Source organism: Bacillus sp. ISL-47, from assembly GCF_018613175.1.
Classification (GTDB): domain Bacteria; phylum Bacillota; class Bacilli; order Bacillales; family Cytobacillaceae; genus Cytobacillus.
In genome coordinates this window covers 12,977-32,598 of the sequence record NZ_JAGGQS010000026.1, presented here as the reverse complement: position 1 = coordinate 32,598, position 19,622 = coordinate 12,977, and the positions used below count along the sequence as shown (strand labels likewise).

Annotated in this window: 20 protein-coding genes; all 20 read right to left on the bottom strand. The window is 42.0% G+C overall.

Annotation, left to right across the window (positions count from 1 at the left end; all coding sequences use genetic code 11):
* Positions 1–10: 10 nt before the first annotated feature.
* Positions 11–553: an ATP-dependent protease subunit HslV gene (hslV, locus tag J7I93_RS10175; protein ID WP_110065700.1), complete on the bottom strand. Its 543-nt coding sequence runs from the start codon at positions 551–553 to the stop codon at positions 11–13.
* Between the two features lie 74 nt (positions 554–627).
* Positions 628–1,530, bottom strand: coding sequence for a tyrosine recombinase XerC (xerC, locus tag J7I93_RS10170; protein WP_214725757.1), 903 nt, complete (start codon positions 1,528–1,530; stop codon positions 628–630).
* A 62-nt stretch (positions 1,531–1,592) separates the two neighbouring features.
* Entirely contained in the window at positions 1,593–2,900 is a 1,308-nt protein-coding gene (trmFO, locus tag J7I93_RS10165; protein WP_214725756.1) for an FADH(2)-oxidizing methylenetetrahydrofolate--tRNA-(uracil(54)-C(5))-methyltransferase TrmFO, read from the bottom strand.
* Between the two features lie 222 nt (positions 2,901–3,122).
* On the bottom strand, positions 3,123–5,198 hold the full coding sequence (gene topA, locus J7I93_RS10160) for a type I DNA topoisomerase (RefSeq protein WP_214725755.1): 2,076 nt from the start codon (positions 5,196–5,198) through the stop codon (positions 3,123–3,125).
* 694 nt (positions 5,199–5,892) lie between these two features.
* Positions 5,893–6,768, bottom strand: a complete 876-nt coding sequence (gene dprA, locus J7I93_RS10155; RefSeq protein WP_214725754.1) for a DNA-processing protein DprA — start codon at positions 6,766–6,768, stop codon at positions 5,893–5,895.
* Between the two features lie 139 nt (positions 6,769–6,907).
* Positions 6,908–7,810, bottom strand: coding sequence for a succinate--CoA ligase subunit alpha (gene sucD, locus J7I93_RS10150; RefSeq protein WP_214725753.1), 903 nt, complete (start codon positions 7,808–7,810; stop codon positions 6,908–6,910).
* A gap of 137 nt (positions 7,811–7,947) precedes the next feature.
* Positions 7,948–9,108, bottom strand: coding sequence for an ADP-forming succinate--CoA ligase subunit beta (sucC, locus tag J7I93_RS10145; protein WP_214725752.1), 1,161 nt, complete (start codon positions 9,106–9,108; stop codon positions 7,948–7,950).
* Between the two features lie 324 nt (positions 9,109–9,432).
* Positions 9,433–9,729, bottom strand: coding sequence for an EscU/YscU/HrcU family type III secretion system export apparatus switch protein (locus J7I93_RS10140; protein ID WP_214725751.1), 297 nt, complete (start codon positions 9,727–9,729; stop codon positions 9,433–9,435).
* On the bottom strand, positions 9,726–11,630 hold the full coding sequence (locus J7I93_RS10135) for a hypothetical protein (protein ID WP_214725750.1): 1,905 nt from the start codon (positions 11,628–11,630) through the stop codon (positions 9,726–9,728). The genes J7I93_RS10140 and J7I93_RS10135 overlap by 4 nt, the downstream gene beginning before the upstream one ends.
* Positions 11,631–11,641: 11 nt before the next feature.
* Positions 11,642–12,421 carry a ribonuclease HII gene (locus J7I93_RS10130; RefSeq protein ID WP_214725749.1) on the bottom strand — a complete coding sequence of 260 codons (780 nt, stop codon included), beginning with the start codon at positions 12,419–12,421 and terminating at the stop codon, positions 11,642–11,644.
* Positions 12,422–12,507: 86 nt separating this feature from the next.
* Positions 12,508–13,380 (bottom strand): ribosome biogenesis GTPase YlqF, encoded by an 873-nt coding sequence (gene ylqF, locus J7I93_RS10125; protein WP_214725748.1) that lies wholly within the window; start codon positions 13,378–13,380, stop codon positions 12,508–12,510.
* 69 nt (positions 13,381–13,449) lie between these two features.
* Positions 13,450–14,001: a signal peptidase I gene (gene lepB, locus J7I93_RS10120; protein ID WP_214725747.1), complete on the bottom strand. Its 552-nt coding sequence runs from the start codon at positions 13,999–14,001 to the stop codon at positions 13,450–13,452.
* Between the two features lie 507 nt (positions 14,002–14,508).
* The gene (rplS, locus tag J7I93_RS10115; RefSeq protein ID WP_009330779.1) at positions 14,509–14,853 is read right to left on the bottom strand and encodes a 50S ribosomal protein L19; all 345 of its coding nucleotides are present in this window, start codon (positions 14,851–14,853) and stop codon (positions 14,509–14,511) included.
* A gap of 167 nt (positions 14,854–15,020) precedes the next feature.
* The gene (gene trmD / locus J7I93_RS10110; protein ID WP_214725817.1) at positions 15,021–15,761 is read right to left on the bottom strand and encodes a tRNA (guanosine(37)-N1)-methyltransferase TrmD; all 741 of its coding nucleotides are present in this window, start codon (positions 15,759–15,761) and stop codon (positions 15,021–15,023) included.
* Entirely contained in the window at positions 15,761–16,282 is a 522-nt protein-coding gene (gene rimM / locus J7I93_RS10105; protein ID WP_214725746.1) for a ribosome maturation factor RimM, read from the bottom strand. Before rimM ends, trmD begins: the two co-directional genes overlap by 1 nt.
* Before the next feature lie 14 nt (positions 16,283–16,296).
* On the bottom strand, positions 16,297–16,683 hold the full coding sequence (locus J7I93_RS10100) for a YlqD family protein (protein WP_214725745.1): 387 nt from the start codon (positions 16,681–16,683) through the stop codon (positions 16,297–16,299).
* 412 nt (positions 16,684–17,095) lie between these two features.
* Entirely contained in the window at positions 17,096–17,326 is a 231-nt protein-coding gene (locus J7I93_RS10095) for a KH domain-containing protein (RefSeq protein ID WP_009330783.1), read from the bottom strand.
* A gap of 11 nt (positions 17,327–17,337) precedes the next feature.
* On the bottom strand, positions 17,338–17,610 hold the full coding sequence (gene rpsP / locus J7I93_RS10090; protein WP_026585563.1) for a 30S ribosomal protein S16: 273 nt from the start codon (positions 17,608–17,610) through the stop codon (positions 17,338–17,340).
* A 120-nt stretch (positions 17,611–17,730) separates the two neighbouring features.
* Positions 17,731–19,083 (bottom strand): signal recognition particle protein, encoded by a 1,353-nt coding sequence (ffh, locus tag J7I93_RS10085; protein WP_214725744.1) that lies wholly within the window; start codon positions 19,081–19,083, stop codon positions 17,731–17,733.
* Between the two features lie 12 nt (positions 19,084–19,095).
* Positions 19,096–19,428, bottom strand: a complete 333-nt coding sequence (locus tag J7I93_RS10080; RefSeq protein WP_214725743.1) for a putative DNA-binding protein — start codon at positions 19,426–19,428, stop codon at positions 19,096–19,098.
* Between the last annotated feature and the right edge of the window lie 194 nt (positions 19,429–19,622).

The following is a 19,622-nucleotide window of genomic DNA, read 5'->3' as shown; positions in this document are numbered from 1 at the left end:
ACTCCTTTTGTTAGAGTTCTTCCACAATAATATTGTTGTTTGTATATACACATATTTCAGCGGCCATTTCAAGAGACGCCTTTGCAATTTCTTTTGCAGATAAATGTTCGCCTGCAAACCTCTTTAAAGAGCGCCCAGCTGCCAGAGCATAGTTGCCACCTGATCCAATTGCCAATATCCCATCATCCGGCTCAATGACTTCACCCGTACCTGAAATCAGCAGCAAGCTATCGGTGTTCATGACGATAAGCATCGCTTCGAGCTTGCGCAGAACTTTATCGCTTCTCCACTGTTTAGCAAGCTCAACAGCAGCTCTCTCCAGGTTTCCATTGTATTCTTCCAGCTTTCCTTCAAACATTTCGAACAATGTAAATGCATCGGCCACCGATCCTGCAAATCCTGCCAGTACCTTACCATTAAAAAGCTTTCTCACTTTTCTTGCTGTGTGTTTCATCACAACTGCATTGCCAAAGGTTACCTGGCCATCACCGGACATCGCACATTCTCCATTATGATGCACAGCAAATATCGTGGTAGCATGAAATTCAGACATGAAAGACTCCTCCTTTGGAGCATAATGCTTTTTTATTTAATCTGCCGTATTCAATCGTATGAATCAAATAACTATTAAGCCCGTGGATGATGGGCCATATAGGTCTTCTTTAAATATTCGTTTGTAACATGCGTATATACTTGGGTTGAAGATAAAAATGCGTGTCCCAGCAATTCCTGGACTGTTCTCATATCGGCTCCATTTGCCATCAAGTGTGTCGCAAACGTATGACGCATCATATGAGGGTGAATCTTGCCGGTTAATGTTGATTTTTCAATAAGCCTGTTTAGAATTTCTCTGATGCCTCTTGCAGTCAGTGGTCCACCGCGTGCATTCAGAAACAAATTTTCTGTTAAGCTCCCTTTAGACAATAATTCCTTACGCCCTTCTGTTATGTATGTTTCGAGTGCATCTTGCGCAAAGCTGCCAAATGGAATATACCGTTCTTTGCTGCCCTTGCCATGCACTAGTACAGTAGATAAGTACATATCCAAATCCTTTAGACGAATTTGACTGCACTCACTTACACGCATACCTGTTGCATATAGCAATTCCAATAGTGCTTTGTTTCTTTGCCCAAGTGGAGTGCTTTCATCACAGGCCTCAAACAGCTGCTGCAATTCTTCTTCATAGAAAAATTCAGGCAGCTTTTTTTCAGCTTTTGGAATCGAAACAAGGGCGAAAGGATTTTCAGCCACCAGTTCTTCTCTCAGCAAAAATCTAAAAAAGCTTCTGAGGCTTGATATCTTTCGGGCTACTGATTTGCGGGCCAGTTTTTTTTCAAAAAGCTTGGTCAGAAATACCCGGACATCTGCATATTCAACCGTCTTCAAATCTGGGATCGCTTGTTCAGACATGAACATAAGAAATTCCCTAATGTCATGTTGGTAATGTTCAATAGTATATTGTGAATAGTTTTTTTCAATTTGTAAATATTCAATAAACAACTTTAAATAAACGTTCACATTTTGGTCCATCTACATTCACCTCGCATGGGCTACTAAATAGTAACACAATTCAATAGCCCATGCAACATAATTTACAAATTTTTCACAAAGTTCTGAATTGTTTGTAATGCTCTTTCAGCATGCTTTTCATTTCTTTCTTTTTTCCCTCTAATCTTTACCGGCAAATCAGGGAATAACCCAAAGTTTGCATTCATAGGCTGAAAGCTTTTTGGATTTGCAGTTGTAATATAGCGTGCCATGCTGCCAATCGCCGTTTCATGCGGGAATTCGATGGGATCTTCCCCTCTTACAAGCCTTGCAGCATTAATGCCTGCAACAAGCCCGCTGGCTGCAGATTCCACATAGCCTTCTACACCAGTCATTTGTCCGGCAAAGAAGAGGTCATTGCGGTTTTTAAACTGATACGTTGCACGCAGCACTTTTGGAGAGTTGATAAACGTATTGCGGTGCATCACTCCATACCGTACAATTTCTGCATTCTCAAGTCCCGGTATGAGGCGAATTACTTCTTTTTGAGGACCCCATTTCAAGTGCGTCTGAAAACCAACAATATTATAAAGCGTGCCTGCAGCATCATCCTGACGCAGCTGAACGACTGCATAAGGTCTTTTTCCTGTTTTGGGATCTTCTAAACCTACTGGCTTCATCGGACCAAACAGCATGGTTTTCTTTCCCCGGTTCGCCATTACCTCAATCGGCATACAGCCTTCGAAAAAGATTTCTTTCTCAAACTCTTTTAATGGAACCGTTTCAGCAGTTGTCAGAGCCTCATAAAAACGGTCAAACTCTTCCTCTGTCATCGGGCAATTCAAATATGCAGCTTCTCCCTTGTCATAGCGTGATTTAAGATAGACTTTATTCATATCAATCGAGTCTTTTTCGATGATTGGTGCAGCTGCATCGTAGAAATAAAGATAATCTTCCCCGGAAAGCTCTTTCAATTTTGCAGATAAAGCTTCACTTGTAAGCGGGCCAGTAGCGATAACAGTTGGCCCTTCTGGAATATCTGTTACTTCTTCATTTATTACAGTTACATTTGGGTGGTTCTTAACCTGTTCCGTGACACGCGCGGCAAAATCATGGCGGTCAACTGCAAGCGCTCCGCCAGCCGGAACTGCACTGCTGTCTGCCGAATGAATGATCACTGAATTTAGCTTACGCATTTCCTCTTTCAGTACTCCAACAGCGTTTGTTAAAGTGTTGGCACGCAGTGAATTGCTGCAAACCAGTTCTGCAAATTTATCCGTATGATGTGCAGGAGTCTGCCTGACGGGCCTCATTTCATACAAACGAACTTGAATGCCCCTGCTGGCAAGCTGCCATGCGGCCTCACTGCCAGCAAGCCCTGCACCTATTACATTTACTGCTATATCTGTCATAATACGAACCTCCACAAATACTTATGATCATTATGATCCAATTAAAATTTGATATTTAAAAACAGTCTCTCTTACTTTACCCTGTTCTTATTCATTTTGCCATTTTACAATACGTTTTAAAAATAAAAAAGTTTCAAGCATTATAAAGAGGCAAAAACGTCATTTGGAAAGAATATGGATTTCACATCCTGCAATAGAAAAGAGTGAGCATTAAGCCCACCCTTAACTTTGCTTTTCTTCTTTGTAGTCGCATTCAACGCATTGAACCTGGACACCTTTTTTGAGTTTTTTCTCAACAAGCAAGTTGTCGCATTTTGGACAGCTTCTCGGCAGTGGCTTATCCCATGAAATGAAGTCACATTCAGGGAATCTGTCACAGCCGTAAAAGATCCGGCGTTTCTTGCTTTTTCTTTCTATTATATTTCCTTCTTTGCATTTCGGGCACTTGACTCCAATATCCTTAACGATTGGTTTTGTATTGCGGCAGTCCGGGAAATTGCTGCAGGCCATGAACTTGCCGTAGCGTCCCATTTTGAACACCATCGGACTTCCACATTGTTCGCAATCTTCTCCTGCAGGTTCATCTTTGATTTCAACTTCCTGCATTTCCTTTTCTGCTATTTCCAGGCGTTTTTCAAAGTCGCTGTAGAATTCATCAATGATTTGTACCCAATTCACCTTGCCTTCTTCAACATAGTCCAGGTCTTTTTCCATTTTCGCGGTAAACTCTATATCAAGGATTTCCGGGAAAAACTCTATCATCAGCTCATGAACAATTTCTCCAAGCTCAGTCGGAATAAAACGTTTGTTATCCAGAGCGACGTATCCGCGTTTTTGGATTGTATCAAGAGTCGGGGCAAAGGTTGACGGGCGCCCAATACCTTGTTCTTCAAGCGTTTTTACAAGCCTTGCTTCTGTATACCTTGGAGGAGGCTGGGTAAAGTGCTGCTTGGGTTCAATATCCTTCTTTAAAACCTCATCCCCTTCCTTTAGGTCAGGGAGCATATTATCCTTTTCTTCAGCCTGGTCATCCGTACCCTCTACATATACTTTCATAAAGCCAGGGAATTTAACTTTGGAGCCAGTAGCCCTGAAAATCACTTCCCCATTCTTTAGATCCACACTCATTGTATCCATAACAGCTGGCGCCATCTGACTGGCGACAAACCTTTCCCAAATAAGCCTGTATAATCGAAGCTGATCACGTGATAAATATTCTTTTAAACTTGCTGGTACCTTTAACGTACTAGTTGGACGGATCGCCTCGTGAGCATCTTGGGCATTGCTATTTTTCTTTTCTTTTTTCTTTTCACTTTGCAAAAACTCTTTGCCATAAGAACTTTGAATATATTCTGCTGCTTCGCTTTGGGCAATCTCGGAAATTCGAGTCGAATCCGTTCTCATATAGGTAATTAAACCGACCGTTCCTTCTTTTCCAAGGTCGATTCCTTCATAAAGCTGCTGGGCCAGCATCATCGTTTTCTTGGCTCGGAAATTTAGTTTTCTTGCCGCTTCCTGCTGAAGAGAGGAGGTTGTAAACGGAGCAGCTGGATTCCGTTTCCTTTCTTTCTTTGTAACAGAAGCAACTTCAAATTTATTTCCCTTCATTTTACCCAATATATTTTGGACATCACTTTCTGATTTTAATTCAACTTTTTCATTCTCCAATCCATAAAAAGCTGCATCGAAAGCTGTTTTTCCTTTTAAGAACTCCCCATCAATCGACCAGTATTCTTCCGGTATAAAGTTCTTTATTTCTTTTTCACGGTCGATAATCAACCTGACTGCGACGGATTGAACCCTGCCTGCACTCAAGCCTTTTTTCACTTTCTTCCATAATAAAGGGCTGATATTATAACCAACCAGTCTATCAAGAAGCCTTCTTGCCTGCTGTGCGTCAACCAAATCCATATTAATCGGCCTCGGATGCTTGAAAGATTCTTTGATCGCATCCTTCGTAATTTCATTAAAAACGACGCGGCATTCCGAGTTAATATCCATATCCAGGCTATGGGCCAAATGCCAGGCAATAGCTTCCCCTTCGCGGTCGGGGTCAGCCGCAAGGTAAATCTTCTTAGCTTTTTTGGCCGCTGTTTTCAGTTCTTTTAGAACAGGGCCCTTTCCACGAATGGTTATGTACTTTGGTTCAAAATTATTTTCCACATCTATGCCCGTTTGGCTCTTCGGCAGATCCCTTACATGCCCCATGGAAGCTTTAACCTTATATTTTTTTCCAAGATAACGCTCTATCGTTTTCGCCTTTGCAGGTGATTCAACGATTACAAGAAACTCTGACATCAATAGTCCTCCTTGAGAGGGAATTTTAACATTCAGGACATAATCAATTTTGAAGGACTGTAACTTGCCTTTCTAAGATTGATCTTTTATTGTAGGCTGAATGGCATTATATATATATCTTAATTTTGGAAAAGCATTTTTTCCTAACTCCGGATTCGAAACATTCATTTAATCTGCAGATATTTACCTTTTTCAATCGGGCAGCTTGCATTTCTATCCAGCTATACTGCACCTGTCAGTTAAATATTCATTATTATTCTATATTCTATTCAGGTTTGTCAAACATAATCGGCTTATTTGGAAACCGTTTTCAACGGTTCCGTTAAATTTTTCATGACTCAAACATTCATTTCCTCTTACGGATACCTGTTGCAAAATGTATAACAGTTTTAATAGAATTTCAACCTTTTTGTAAAAAATCCTTTAAATAAATACACAAAAAAGAGTTTTTTTTGCGAAATAGAGAGCCATATTCCACCGGCCTAAGGCTCACTATCCAATGCTTAGTAAAGCTGTTTTCGCTTTAAGCAAGTAGTGAGAGAGGCTGATTTCCGCTACAGGATGGGCGCTTCCCGCGGCAGTTTTAGCAGCTTCCCAGAGAAGTCTCCTGAAACTCACTTCTCCCGCAGTTGTTAAGCACCTTCCACACAATAAACACTTTCTCTAATTTAGAGAACACTCTTTCTTAAATAGCTTAGTAAATCAGTTCCTCAAGTATATCTTCTGCAGTTTTGACTAGCTTGGCCCCCTGTTGTACTAACTCATTTGTCCCCGCTGAATAGGCACTAAAAATACTTCCCGGAATTGCAAAAACTTCCCTCCCTTCTTGAACAGCATAGTTAGCAGTAATGAGGGAACCGCTTTTGCTTTTTGCCTGGATAATCAAAGTGCCTCTGCTAATGCCGCTGATTATTCGGTTTCTCATCGGGAACTGCCATCTTGACGGCCTTGTATTAGGCGGATATTCAGAGATAACTAGATGATTGTTCATCATTTCATAAGCGAGTTTTTGATTGGCCTGGGGGTATATATGAAAAAGTCCTCCCGCAATGACGCCAATTGTTTTTCCTCCATTTTTGATTGCTTCTTTATGGGCAATCGCATCTACACCTGCCGCAAGGCCGCTCACAATGACAACTCCGTTTTGGATAAGTTTAGGGAACAAATATTCAATGGCCCGCTCACCATACTCTGTAGCCTGCCTCGAACCGACCACTGCAAGATGCGTTCCAGTTTTCAGGAGACCTGCATCCCCTTTTGCATATAAAATCCAGGGAGGCTGGTAGGTTTCTTTTAAAAGCACCGGGTAATCTTCATCAAAGAGGGTGATTATTTTAATGCCATTAGGAGAGTATTGACGAATTTGTTCCTGAATTCGATTTGAATGAAGATCATGAAGAGTTTCTGAAAAGGAAGCCTGATTTTTAATGAATTGGGGGTTTGAATTGTAAAACGGATCATTGTAAAGGAACTTTAATTGCGGATCTTTTTTTAGGATGCTAAAAATCATACTCCAGCTCACGCCTTTGCAATGATGCAAATGAGCCAGCTTCATATTGAATTCTTTCATGGGGAGCCTCCTTAGTTTTAGAAAAAAATAAAAAAGGTGCTTGAGAAGGGATGTAAGTGAAGGGAAATGCAGGCGGGTTTAACAATGTAGAAATAGCCCCCCATTATACAGGGGGACTATTCTTATAGAAATCAGTTAATTAATGAGTTTTACACTTATCATAAAGGCCTTTTTCTTTTAAGACCTTAATGAGAGTTTCACCCAGAACAGATGGAGTATCTGCTACTTGAATTCCGCACTCGTTCATTACACGGATCTTTTCGTCAGCAGTTCCTTTGCCTCCGGAAATAATAGCGCCAGCATGGCCCATGCGTTTTCCAGGAGGTGCAGTACGTCCGCCGATGAAGCCTACAACAGGTTTAGTCATGTTAGCTTTAACCCACTCTGCAGCTTCTTCTTCCGCAGTTCCGCCGATTTCTCCGATCATGATTACAGCATAAGTCTCAGGGTCTTCATTGAATGCAGACAATACATCGATGAAGTTTGTTCCATTAACCGGGTCTCCGCCGATTCCAACAGCAGTAGATTGGCCAATTCCAGCCTGTGATAACTGGTGTACTGCTTCATATGTCAACGTTCCTGAACGTGATACAACCCCTACATGTCCTTTAGTATGGATGTATCCTGGCATGATACCAATCTTACACTCTTCAGGAGTGATAACGCCTGGGCAGTTTGGTCCTACAAGGCGAGTTTTCTTGCCTTCCATGTAACGCTTAACTTTGACCATATCCAATACAGGAATATGCTCTGTGATACAGATTGCAAGATCAAGTTCAGCATCTACCGCTTCAAGAATTGCATCTGCAGCAAACGGAGCTGGAACGTAGATAACAGAAGCGTTTGCACCTGTTGCTTTAACTGCTTCCTCCACAGTATTGAAAACGGGAACACCCTCTACTTCTGTGCCGCCTTTTCCTGGAGTAACACCGCCGACAATTTGAGTGCCGTATTCAAGCATTTGCTTTGTATGGAAAAGGGCAGTTGAACCTGTAATCCCTTGAACTATAACTTTAGTATCTTTATTAATAAATACGCTCACGTTAATTCTCCTTTCTGGTTTCCAGAGATGCCCTTCCGGGTCGCCAGAACTTAAGCCAAGCAAGTTGCAGAAATAATAAATCCTGCTTCAGGCTGGTTTAGTGCTGCCGCACCTGAACGGCCGCTCATTTTATAGTTTTAACCTACTAATGAAACGATTCTTTGCGCGCCGTCAGCCATTGATTCAGCTGCGATGATATCAATATCAGATTCAGCAAGGATCTTCTTGCCCAATTCAACATTTGTGCCTTCCAAACGGACTACTAAAGGCACGTTTAAGCCTACTTGCTTCGCTGCTTCTACTACTCCAGTAGCGATGACGTCACATTTCATGATTCCGCCAAAGATATTAACAAAAATACCTTTTACGTTTTTGTCAGAAAGGATGATTTTGAAAGCTTCTGTAACTTTCTCAGCTGTAGCTCCGCCCCCAACATCAAGGAAGTTGGCCGGGTCTCCGCCGTAATGCTTAACAATATCCATTGTGGCCATTGCCAAACCTGCACCATTAACCATGCAGCCGATGTTTCCATCTAGGGAAATGTAGCTAAGATCATATTTTGAAGCTTCAATTTCCTTCGCATCTTCCTCTTCCAAGTCACGAAGAGCCAGGATGTCTTTTTGACGGTAAAGAGCATTTGAGTCAAAGTTTAACTTCGCATCCAATGCCATTACCTTTCCGTCTCCTGTTACAACAAGCGGATTGATTTCAGCAATGGAGCAATCCTTGTCAATATAAGCTTTGTATAAGCCCATCATGAATTTTACAGCTTGTCCTACAAGCGCAGTTGGAATATTGATATTGAAAGCGATTCGGCGTGCCTGGAATCCTGTTAGACCAAGAACTGGATCGATTTCTTCCTTGAAGATTTTTTCAGGTGTTTTTTCTGCCACTTCTTCAATTTCTGTACCGCCCTCTTCAGAAGCCATTAAAACAACGCGTGACGTTGCACGGTCCAATACTAAACCAACATAGTATTCCTTTTTAATGTCACAGCCTTCTTCAATAAGCAGGCGCTTTACTTCCTTTCCTTCCGGGCCAGTCTGGTGTGTCACAAGCGTTTTCCCTAAGATCTCACTTGCATATGTACGTACTTCTTCGAGGTTTTTGGCAACTTTTACACCGCCAGCTTTTCCTCGTCCTCCAGCATGGATTTGCGCTTTAACAACACAAACTTCTGTGCCTAGTTCCTTGGCAGCTTCCACAGCTTCCTCAACTGTAAAGGCCACTTTTCCGTTCGGAACTGCTACCCCGTATTGTCTGAGGACTTCTTTACCTTGATACTCATGTATATTCATTTCCCATCCTCCTATCTAACTCTTCAAAAAATAGACTGCGCTTTCATTTTATAAAATGACACTACCCTTGTCTACCATTAACTCTAAAATATTATATTTATTTAAAAATTAAAAATATTAAAATGCCGCTAAACCCTTGTATTCAATGTGATTTATGACATCACCAACAGATAAATTATTTTATTAAAATAAAGAAAATTGCCTTTAATGGCAGTTTTCACTTTGTGCAGTTTTTATACTTTTTCATGATTATTCATGATGTAAACGCTATCAATTTCACTGTTCTTTATGACTGGAATACAAATATTGGTTTAGCAGTATATATTATTTCCCTGCATGCTTTTTGCCTGCTTCTTGATCGGCCCTGTAGATAAAAGCAAAAACCTCAGCAACTGCCTGAAAGAGTTCTTCAGGTATCCCTTCATTTATATCGAGTTTTCCAAGAAGCTCAACCAAAGTAGAGTCTTCCTGGACGGGAACGTTGTGTGCCTTTGCTTTAGCGAGAATGTTTTCAGCAACCACGCCCCTCCCCTTTGCCGATACTTGAGGAGGAGCATGCCCCTGTGGATCATATGTAAGTGCAACAGCTTCTTTTCTTAGACTATTATTCTCTTTTTTCATACTCTCAAATCCACCCCGGTAAATTGGTTTACTTTTACAAGAGAAGAAAATGATTCCCTCTTTTTTAAGGAATCGCCAGCTGTCACCGCGTTTTGAAAGGTAACAGTCGACAACTTATAATTCAGTTTAGCCAGGCTTTCCTTTAATTTACCAGTTAGTGGAGCTGCCAGTGACTTCATCGCCTCATGCTCGTTAATAACAGATATATTTATAATTCTGTTTTGGACATGCAGGTCAACGATGGTTTCCTTTAGATGCTCCAGGTTTAAATAAAAAAGCACCCGGCAATGGCTGGGGTCGATTTCTCCCGTTTCTGTTTTTCTGCCGCTCCACTGCATCGTCAAATCAGATACTTTTCCCCATAATGGAACAGGCATCTGAAAGACAAAGTGCTGCTGTGGCCCAGCTTCCTGTGAGAGAGCCTGGAAGCCGGTTATTTTATGCAGAAGCCTTTCTGCAGCATCTTTAGCTGAAAACGGCACTTCTTCCCTTAAAAGGCCTAAAAGCAGGGGTTTAAGCGATTCCCATTTTGCAGCAGTCCCATCTTCCGCTTGTTTCAAAAAATTAACCATATCATGTTCATGGGATAGCCCCAATGCCTGAATCAGTTTTTTTAATTGGCCTTTAATAATTTTCTGGTCAACCCTAAAAATACTTTCAGGCTGAATACTATTTTTCAAATCTGCCAGTATAGCTTTTTCCTGTCTTTGGAGCTTAGAAGACAAGGATTTATTCTCTTCTGCCAGAAAGCTGCCAAGCTTACCTGATGCCAGTTTCAATTCCGGTTCACCGAACATGGATAAGTAACGGTTATCTGAATTGCTGCCTTTATCGTTCAAATATAAAAGCATGGCTTCTTTTAATAAAGGCATGGTCACTTTGTTTTCCACAGGAAATGATATTTGGCCTGTTCGAATACTGCTTAAAATCCTTTGAATATCACTTAGAGCTTGTGATTGTCCGCTAGACACCTGAAAATCGCTCATTCCCCTGATCAGCTTTGCCAGATTTAAAATAAACTCTTGCCTCTGTCCGGATTGGTTTGTTTGGAGCAGTCCCTTTATGCAATCCATAATTGGATGCTTCCCAGAGGGGTGGTTTCTTAGGCTCAAGCGATCTATTGCCTGCTTTAATGCCGTTTCCTCATTCACAGACCCTTTTACTAGTTCCAGAGCCTTCAGGATGTTAAAAGCCGCAAGCGAGTTCGCCTGGCTCTTTGTGCTCAGCCATTCGGCTGCCAGTCCGGCTGCAGCAGCTGCACCCGTTTTTTCTCTTGCAGTCTGTGTAAAATCATTTAATAGGATCCTTATTTTTTGGCCTATTGCAGTTATACCGTTGTGATTTAACTCCTGCAGCAGTTTATCCATAAGAACTGAAACTGAATCACCATTATTAACTGAAGATAAGGCTAAAAACACATCTTTAGTATAGGGCAATTGCCTGACGATTAACTCCTTCACTGTTCGAAGTCCGTCTTCAAAGGATTCACCTTCACTAAGCCAATCGGAAGCCAGCTGCAGCGTTTCAACTGTAATTGGAAGCTGTTCCTTTAAAAAATATTGGACAAGCAATTTATTTTCTTTTGATGCCGGCAACGCAAGCTGGGCAAGAAGACTTCCAATCGGTGAAGCCATATCGGCTTTCCCTGCTGATTCCATCACTTTGAGCCGAATCTTCCCCTCACCAGGCTGTACTTTAAACCAATATCGGCTATTGGCTGATAATGATATTTCAAGCTGCGCAATTGCTTTATGAGACCCAATTTGAACCTCTGCCGTCTGATTTGGAAATAGCTTAACAATTTTTCCGCTAACTATTTGGCCAGGCCTAAAGGAGACGGATTTTCCCGAGTAGACTTGGTCTTGCCTTATTAATGTCTTGATCATCTCAGACGGCTTCATTTCTTCACCTTCTAATTGCTTTCTGTAATATAATCCTTGACAGGAGCGAAGCTTTTTCGGTGATGCGGAGTTATGCCATGTATTTTAATGGCGTTAAGATGCTCCTTTGTGCCATAACCCATGTTATGCGCAAATCCATATTGCGGGCAGCTTGCTGCGATTTCAGCCATCAGACGGTCTCTCGTGACCTTGGCAATGATCGATGCTGCCGCAATCGATATGCTTTTGCCGTCTCCCTTAATAATCGCTTCCAAGGGATATGGCGTTAGAAGCTTAACCGCGTCCACCAAGAGAAAGTCGGGCTTGGGATTCAACCCTTCTATCGCTGACAGCATCGCCTTTTTTGTCGCCTCAAAAATATTGATGCGATCGATTTCCTCCGGTTCAATTAGGCCAATGCTAATGGACTCAGCTTTAGCCAGAATTTCTTCATAAAATTCATTTCTTTTTTGTTCAGAAATCTTCTTTGAATCATCAAGGCCTGGCAGAAAAAAAGATTCCGGCAAAATCACTGCTGCGGCCACGACAGGTCCAGCAAGCGGCCCTCTGCCCACTTCATCAATGCCTGCAATAAACCGAAAGCCTTGAGTCCTGTATCTGTTTTCAAATTGTGTCATTTCAACATGCTTCTCATAAATCTTTTTTTGCAGCTCCTGCCGGCTATTCCACTGATTTAAAAGCTGCTGTACACCTTTCCTGTCATCGTTTTGTATAGAAAGAATAAATGGATCGTTCTGAATGTCAATCGTATTGAGTTTCTCTTCAATCTGGCGAATCGTTAACCTTGCCATTTCTATCTCCTTTTCCCATTAATGTATGTATCGGCATTTCTTCAAAAAAATAAAGGCCTTCCACTATTAGAAGGCCTCATTTTTACTTATTCGGCTTCACTTTTCTCAGCCATTTCCTGAGGAAGCTCCAATGTAATTGGCCCCAGTTTCTCTGAACGGAATTCTCTTATAACCAATTCAGTTACTTTATCATAATCAATTTCCCCGCCGCCCATCAGACAGCCTCGCAGTTTTCCAATTTTATCAAACAGCTCTACAATATCTGCCGGGAACTCTTCAAGCTGATAACGGTCTTTCATCCTATCCGGATACCTTTTTTCAAGGAAGCGCAGAGCATACACAACAACATCCTGCAAATTCAAAATGGTATCTTTGATTGCTCCTGTCAGGGCAAGCTTAAGCCCAACTTCCTGGTCTTCAAATTTAGGCCAGAGAATTCCTGGCGTATCCAGCAGTTCCAGTTCCTTGCCTACTTTTATCCACTGCTGGGCTTTGGTAACACCGGGAGTATTTCCTGTCTTGGCAATATTCTTTTTAGCAAGTCGGTTGATCAGAGTTGATTTTCCGGCATTCGGAATTCCCACGATCATCGCACGAATCGCTCTTGGTTTAACACCCTTCGCTTTCATGCGGTCAAATTTTTCTTGCAGTATATCCTGTGAGGCAGTCACAATTTCTTTCATGCCCTGTCCTGCCTGCGAATTTATGGCTATGGCTCTGACACCTTTTTCTTTAAAATATTTTATCCACTGATTTGTAGCTTCTTTATCTGCCATATCCGCTTTATTCAGCAAAACAAGACGCGGCTTATGCTGAATGATTTCGTCAATCATCGGATTTCGAGAAGAATACGGAATTCTTGCATCGACAAGTTCAAAGATGATATCTACCAGCTTTAGTTTTTCTGTAACCTGCCTGCGGGCTTTCGCCATATGGCCGGGAAACCATTGGATGGTCATGGCTGGCACCTCCTGCTTTAAGTAAATGTTCAAAAAGGAAGATAAGTCCGGTCCTTTTGAACTGTTTCTTTAATTCACAATCCGAATATCTTCTATTGGCCAGTAAATAACGCCGGCATCACCTAATACATCTTCCAGCGGAACAGGCCCAATATGGCGGCTGTCCTTGCTGAACCGACGGTTATCGCCCATTACAAACAAATGCCCTTCCGGCACTGTTTCCTGCCCTATTTTTTCTTTAAGCGTAAACGGTTCTGTTAATGGACCGTCTATAACCTGCTTTTTATACGCATCTAAATAAGGCTCTTCGTACGCTTTCCCGTTTACAAAAAGCGTATCATCTTTGTATTCGATCTTATCTCCAGGGAGCCCGATCACTCTTTTAATGTAATCCTTGTTTTCAGGCGCATGGAAAACGATAATATCAAAGCGTTCAGGCTCTCCGATTTTATAGCTGAATTTGTTCACAATCATTCTGTCCTGGTCATGCAAAGTAGGCATCATGGACAAACCGTCGACCACAATCGGAGCAAATAAAAAATATCTTATAACTGCCGCTAACAGGACTGCGATCACAAGTGCCTTTGTCCATTCCCACAACTCATTTTTCTTTTTCGCCATTCAATTCCCCACCATTCTTCAGTCAAAAATTATCCTTAGGCCCGTCTGTCCTTCAGGGAAACGCTCTGCATCTCAAATTATTGCAGGAAGTGTTTTCTATTTTTTATTTTACAAAAATTTGTCTCAATAAACACGATGGGAATCTGATTTATATATTATTTAACATTTATGTAATATTATTAGCATAAATAAGAAAAGCGCAAAGCGCCCGAATATAGGCGACAAAGCCCTCGAGCCGATGCATCTGGAGCTGGATAGTTATCGAAGATCAAAAGTTAATGAAAGAAAAAGGAGCTTGATAATCAAGCTCCTTCTTTTCTCTCATTGTCCAGCTGCAGCGCCTAGCCCTCGAGGTCATAAGCCAAATCACTCCAGAGGCTAACGCCTCCTGCGTGATTCGTCTTATGCTTGTCGGACTTGCACAGGATGTGCTGACGTCGACGTTCGCCACAGGACGTGGCGGTTGTTAGTCGACGATCATTTGTGGCGCTTTCGCTTTTCGATTTATTAGCGAATTTCTTTGATACGAGCTTTTTTACCGCGTAGGTTACGCAAGTAGTAAAGTTTCGCACGGCGGACTTTACCGCGGCGGATAACTTCAAGCTTCGCAATCTTTGGTGTGTGTACAGGGAATGTACGCTCAACGCCTACACCGTAAGAAATCTTACGAACTGTGAAAGTTTCGCTGATTCCACCACCACGACGCTTAATCACAACACCTTCGTATACCTGAACACGCTCACGTGTTCCCTCAACAATACTAACGTGTACACGTACAGTATCACCTGGACGGAAAGAAGGAAGGTCTGTACGAAGTTGTTCTTTTGTGATTTCTTCGATTAATTTTTGCATCGTTTTCAACTCCTCTCAACAGACGCTCTTGCACAACCTTTTGTTTGCAGCGGAACATCTTTATCAGACGCAAACTGAACAAGTTCAGCCTAAGTCACAAAAAGTATCATACCATACATGGACGGCAACTTCAATGTTATTTATCTTCTTTTTTAACTTTATTAGAGTTACCTGTTGATTTCTGCTCTTATTTCTTCAAGCCATTTTTTCTGATCTTTTGTTAAATCGGCTTCCTCAAGCAAATCGGGGCGCCTTAAGTAGGTTCTTCTTATCGATTCCTTCCCCCGCCAATCTTCGATAAGCCGATGATTGCCTGACATTAAAACATCCGGCACCTTAATCCCACGGAAATCAGCAGGCCGAGTATAATGAGGATGCTCAAGGAATCCGGTGCTGAACGAGTCTTTCTTATGGGATTCTTCATTGCCCAGAACACCTGGAAGCAAACGCACAACGCTGTCGATTACAACCATCGCCCCCAGCTCGCCGCCGGTAAGAACAAAATCCCCAATCGAAATCTCATCGGTTACAACATGTTCCCGAATTCTTTCATCGTACCCTTCATAATGTCCGCAAACAAAAATTAGATGGTCCAGCTCGGCCAGTTCTTCTGCTTTCCGCTGTGTATACCGCTCACCCTGAGGGCAAAGCAAGATAACCCTTGGTTTTGTCTCTCCTTCGCCCCGGAGATTGTCCACAGCATCAAAAATTGGCTGCGGTTTTAATACCATTCCTGCTCCACCGCCATAGGGATAGTCATCCACTGTTTTATGCTTGTTATCCGCATACTCCCTAAAATTGACGACATTATATTCCACTGCACCATTATCAGCTGCTTTTTTTAAAATGGAATGCCCAAAAACGCCATCAAACATTTCCGGAAAAAGTGAAAGAACATCAATCTTCATCATGAAAGCAGCCCTTCAATCGGGTTGATTACTATTCGCTTCTCTTTCACATCTACTTCTTTGACAACATCCTCAATATATGGAATCAGAATCTCTTTACCGCCTTTTCCTTTAAGCACCCAAACATCATTGGCTCCAGGCGAAAGGATTTCTTTGATTTTGCCTACCTCTTCCCCTTCAAGCGTTTCCACCGTACAGCCGATTATCTCATGATAATAGAACTCATCTTCCTCGAGAGCCCCCAGCTGATCTTCAGATACTTTCAAAATGCCGCCCTTCATTTTTTCAATCTGGTTTATATTTTCGTACCCTTCAAAGGTAAGCAAATCAAATGTCTTATGAGTACGATGGGATTTCACCGTCAGCTCAATAGGTTCTGTTTTAGAGTCCGGCATAAATAAGTATAGCTTGCTTCCCGGCTTATATCTTTCGTCCGAAAAGTCTGTTTTGGATATCACTCTTGCTTCTCCTTTAATGCCATGGGTGTTTACGATTTTCCCAACATTAAACCATTTCTGCATATTAACGATCACCTCTAGCGGATTTCATCAACAATACCATCTTTAATGATAATTGTTTTCCCTTTTTCTATGTCTTCCCAGCGAGAACCCTCTTCAACCTCGATAATCGCCTGGATTTCCTTTTCTTTCAATTCGCTCCCTAGTGGTAGCATATGTAATTGTTCTATTTGGAAATCGAGCAGTTTAACTTTTTCCTGCCTCATTTGAATTTCCTTTTCAAAATGCTTCATTAAACTGGCCGGGTGGATTTTTTTTGTTTTTTCCTGCTTTTTCAACTCAAATCGGAGCTGGTCGCATTCTTTCTGCAGCTGCTGCTTTTTTTCAGCATACCCCTCCAGCAATTCTTTCTTGCTATTCTCTGTTAACACCTGTTTGACTGTTACTGATTGAATAATTTTCATCTACAGCGCCTCCCAAACGCAATAGCCGGAAGCAAACCCGGCTTCCCTGACAATCATGTCGATTCTTAGTTGGCGATGTTTATTTTTTGTTCTTTTTCTTAGATTGATGTTTTATTTATCTATTCTGCCCGTTGAATTCCGTTTCAGGCACTTGCTTTCCGCGGGGAAAAATGAGAGCCTCCTCACTTCCCGCAGGACACTGAATAAACATCGCACGAGAAAATGCGAATGTATTTTCGAGGATCAAGTACCTTCCGCTTCAATCAACTCAGTGGTTGTTGTACCTAGTTTTAAGTTTAGAAGCGATGAACATTCAGAAAGCAGCATTTTTTTAATTGTAAAAAAAGGAGGGGAATCCCCTCCTTTTTTAGTGACATCCAGTTCTGGCCGCTGGAGGCCATAACTTTCAGTGTTATTCTATGATCTCTAAAAAGATCTTCTTTTGTTCTGACGAACCTGCTGCATAAACAACAGTCCGTATTGCTTTCGCAACGCGCCCTTGCTTCCCAATTACTTTCCCCATGTCATTCTTGTTGACAGAAAGCTGATAGGTTACGCGCTGATCCTCTTCTTGGACATTCACTTGAACATCTTCCGGAAAATCAACAAGGGGCTTAACAATCGTTTCGATAAGCTCTTTCATCTTATAATGAATTACTTACCGTTTTTAGCGTTATGGAATTTCTCCATAATGCCTTGCTTAGAGAAAAGGTTGCGTACTGTATCAGATGGCTTTGCACCAGTCTGTAGCCATTTAAGAGCCAACTCTTCATTGATATCAACGATTGCTGGTTGAGCAACCGGATTGTAAGTTCCAACTGTTTCAATGAAACGTCCGTCACGAGGAGAACGAGAATCAGCTACAACGATACGATAGAAAGGGTTTTTGTGAGCACCCATACGCTTTAAACGAATTTTTACTGCCATAATAAATAAGCACCTCCGAATAGTTTCACACAAGATAGTATAATATCAGATAGTTAATTAGTTTGTAAAGGTTTTTTTCTTTACATGTTATGAAAAGGGTATAAAAAGCTTTCCGACGGCTTAAAAAGGATTAAAAGGAAGCTTAAATCCGCCCTTTTTCTTTCCCTTTTGCTGCATGCCAGCCATCTGCTTCATCATCTTTTTCATATCTTCAAATTGCTTCAGCAGACGGTTTACCTCAGGAACAGTCCTTCCGCTTCCTTTTGCAATCCGTTTGCGGCGGCTTGAATTGATAATTTCCGGATGAGTTTTCTCTTCCTTTGTCATCGCTTTAATAATCGCTTCAACGTGAGTAATTTGCTTCTCGTCAATTTGAATATTATTCAAGCCTTTAATTTTGTTGGCACCAGGCATCATTTTCAAAAGCTCGTCAAGCGGCCCCATATTGCGGACCTGTCCAAGCTGATCCAAAAAGTCATCAAATGTGAAGGAAGCAGTGCGCATTTTCTGCTCGAGCTCTTTCGCTTTTTCTTCATCCACATTGGCCTGTGCTTTTTCAATTAAGGAAAGGACGTCGCCCATACCTAAAATACGGGAAGCCATCCGTTCTGGATGGAATGCTTCAAGCGCATCCAATTTCTCGCCAAGACCGACGAATTTAATTGGCGTGTTCGTTACGGATCTAATGGATAATGCAGCTCCGCCACGAGTATCGCCATCCAGCTTTGTCAATACAACCCCAGTCAATCCAAGCAGTTCATTGAAGCTCTGGGCAACATTCACTGCATCTTGACCTGTCATGGCATCTACAACAAGGAATATTTCATCCGGATTAGAAAGCTCTTTGATTTGCTTAAGCTCATCCATGAGTGCCTCATCCACATGCAGTCTTCCCGCCGTATCGATTAGAACATAATCATTATGTTCTTCCTTGGCCTTTGCGATGGCCTGCTTTGCAATTTCAACAGGACTGACCTGATCACCAAGGGAAAAGACTGGCATATTCAGCTGTTTGCCAAGCGTTTCAAGCTGCTTAATCGCAGCAGGCCGGTAAATATCTGCAGCTACCAGCATCGGATTGCGGTTGTACTTTTTGCGAAGCAGGTTCGCAAGCTTTCCAGTTGTTGTCGTTTTACCGGCGCCCTGAAGTCCGACCATCATAATAACAGTTGGCGGACGATTCGAAACAGCAATCCTGCTCTGCTCTCCGCCCATCAGTTCCGTTAATTCCTCTTTAACAACCTTGATTACCTGCTGGCCCGGCGTCAGGCTCTTTAGCACTTCCTGGCCGACAGCGCGCTCGCTTACTTTTTTGACAAACTCTTTGACGACTTTGAAGTTAACGTCCGCTTCCAATAAGGCGAGACGGACTTCACGCATCATTTCTTTTACATCCGCTTCATTAATTTTTCCTTTTCCGCGGATCTTCTGGATTGTATTTTGCAGTCGGTCGGCTAATCCTTCAAATGCCATATATGCCGCCTCCTAATCTAATTTCTCAAGCTCTGCTACTGCTTCAGTCAATGCCTCCGCGGAAGGGTATTCTTCCTTCAGCATCTTTTTCATGTTTGCAATCAGCTTACTGCGCTCTTGAAATTTATGAAATAATAACAGCTTTTCTTCATACTCTTCAAGCATTGCTTCTGTACGTTTAATGTTGTCGTAAACCGCTTGCCGGCTAACTTCATATTCCTCGGCAATCTCTCCAAGCGAAAAATCATCCAGGTAGTACAGGGACATATAGCTTCTCTGCTTAGGAGTCAACAACGATTGATAAAAGTCATAGAGGTAATTCATCCTCGTTGTCTTTTCGAGCATCCCTATTCCCCCTTGTTAAGTGAAAAGCCTTTACAAAGTAAGTTTACATAGAAGTGCATGGCATGTCAAGAAAATATCTTTACATGATAGGCAAGGCCACTGAAAAAGTCCATAAAGGGTTGCCTTGTTAGATTGGCCGGTTGATTTCCACTCCTGGATGCTTCGCTTTCCGCGGGGCGTGAGGTGAGCCTCCT

Bases quoted from the DNA above. Each gene is read 5' to 3' on its own strand.
- hslV (WP_110065700.1), bottom strand. From the start codon at position 553: ATGTCTGAATTTCATGCTACCACGATATTTGCTGTGCATCATAATGGA.
- xerC (WP_214725757.1), bottom strand. From the start codon at position 1,530: ATGGACCAAAATGTGAACGTTTATTTAAAGTTGTTTATTGAATATTTA.
- trmFO (WP_214725756.1), bottom strand. From the start codon at position 2,900: ATGACAGATATAGCAGTAAATGTAATAGGTGCAGGGCTTGCTGGCAGT.
- topA (WP_214725755.1), bottom strand. From the start codon at position 5,198: ATGTCAGAGTTTCTTGTAATCGTTGAATCACCTGCAAAGGCGAAAACG.
- dprA (WP_214725754.1), bottom strand. From the start codon at position 6,768: ATGAAAGAATTCAATATGAAGCTGGCTCATTTGCATCATTGCAAAGGC.
- sucC (WP_214725752.1), bottom strand. From the start codon at position 9,108: ATGAATATACATGAGTATCAAGGTAAAGAAGTCCTCAGACAATACGGG.
- J7I93_RS10140 (WP_214725751.1), bottom strand. From the start codon at position 9,729: ATGAAAAAAGAGAATAATAGTCTAAGAAAAGAAGCTGTTGCACTTACA.
- J7I93_RS10135 (WP_214725750.1), bottom strand. From the start codon at position 11,630: ATGAAGCCGTCTGAGATGATCAAGACATTAATAAGGCAAGACCAAGTC.
- J7I93_RS10130 (WP_214725749.1), bottom strand. From the start codon at position 12,421: ATGGCAAGGTTAACGATTCGCCAGATTGAAGAGAAACTCAATACGATT.
- ylqF (WP_214725748.1), bottom strand. From the start codon at position 13,380: ATGACCATCCAATGGTTTCCCGGCCATATGGCGAAAGCCCGCAGGCAG.
- lepB (WP_214725747.1), bottom strand. From the start codon at position 14,001: ATGGCGAAAAAGAAAAATGAGTTGTGGGAATGGACAAAGGCACTTGTG.
- rplS (WP_009330779.1), bottom strand. From the start codon at position 14,853: ATGCAAAAATTAATCGAAGAAATCACAAAAGAACAACTTCGTACAGAC.
- trmD (WP_214725817.1), bottom strand. From the start codon at position 15,761: ATGAAGATTGATGTTCTTTCACTTTTTCCGGAAATGTTTGATGGCGTT.
- rimM (WP_214725746.1), bottom strand. From the start codon at position 16,282: ATGCAGAAATGGTTTAATGTTGGGAAAATCGTAAACACCCATGGCATT.
- J7I93_RS10100 (WP_214725745.1), bottom strand. From the start codon at position 16,683: ATGAAAATTATTCAATCAGTAACAGTCAAACAGGTGTTAACAGAGAAT.
- J7I93_RS10095 (WP_009330783.1), bottom strand. From the start codon at position 17,326: ATGAAAGAGCTTATCGAAACGATTGTTAAGCCCCTTGTTGATTTTCCG.
- rpsP (WP_026585563.1), bottom strand. From the start codon at position 17,610: ATGGCAGTAAAAATTCGTTTAAAGCGTATGGGTGCTCACAAAAACCCT.
- ffh (WP_214725744.1), bottom strand. From the start codon at position 19,083: ATGGCATTTGAAGGATTAGCCGACCGACTGCAAAATACAATCCAGAAG.
- J7I93_RS10080 (WP_214725743.1), bottom strand. From the start codon at position 19,428: ATGCTCGAAAAGACAACGAGGATGAATTACCTCTATGACTTTTATCAA.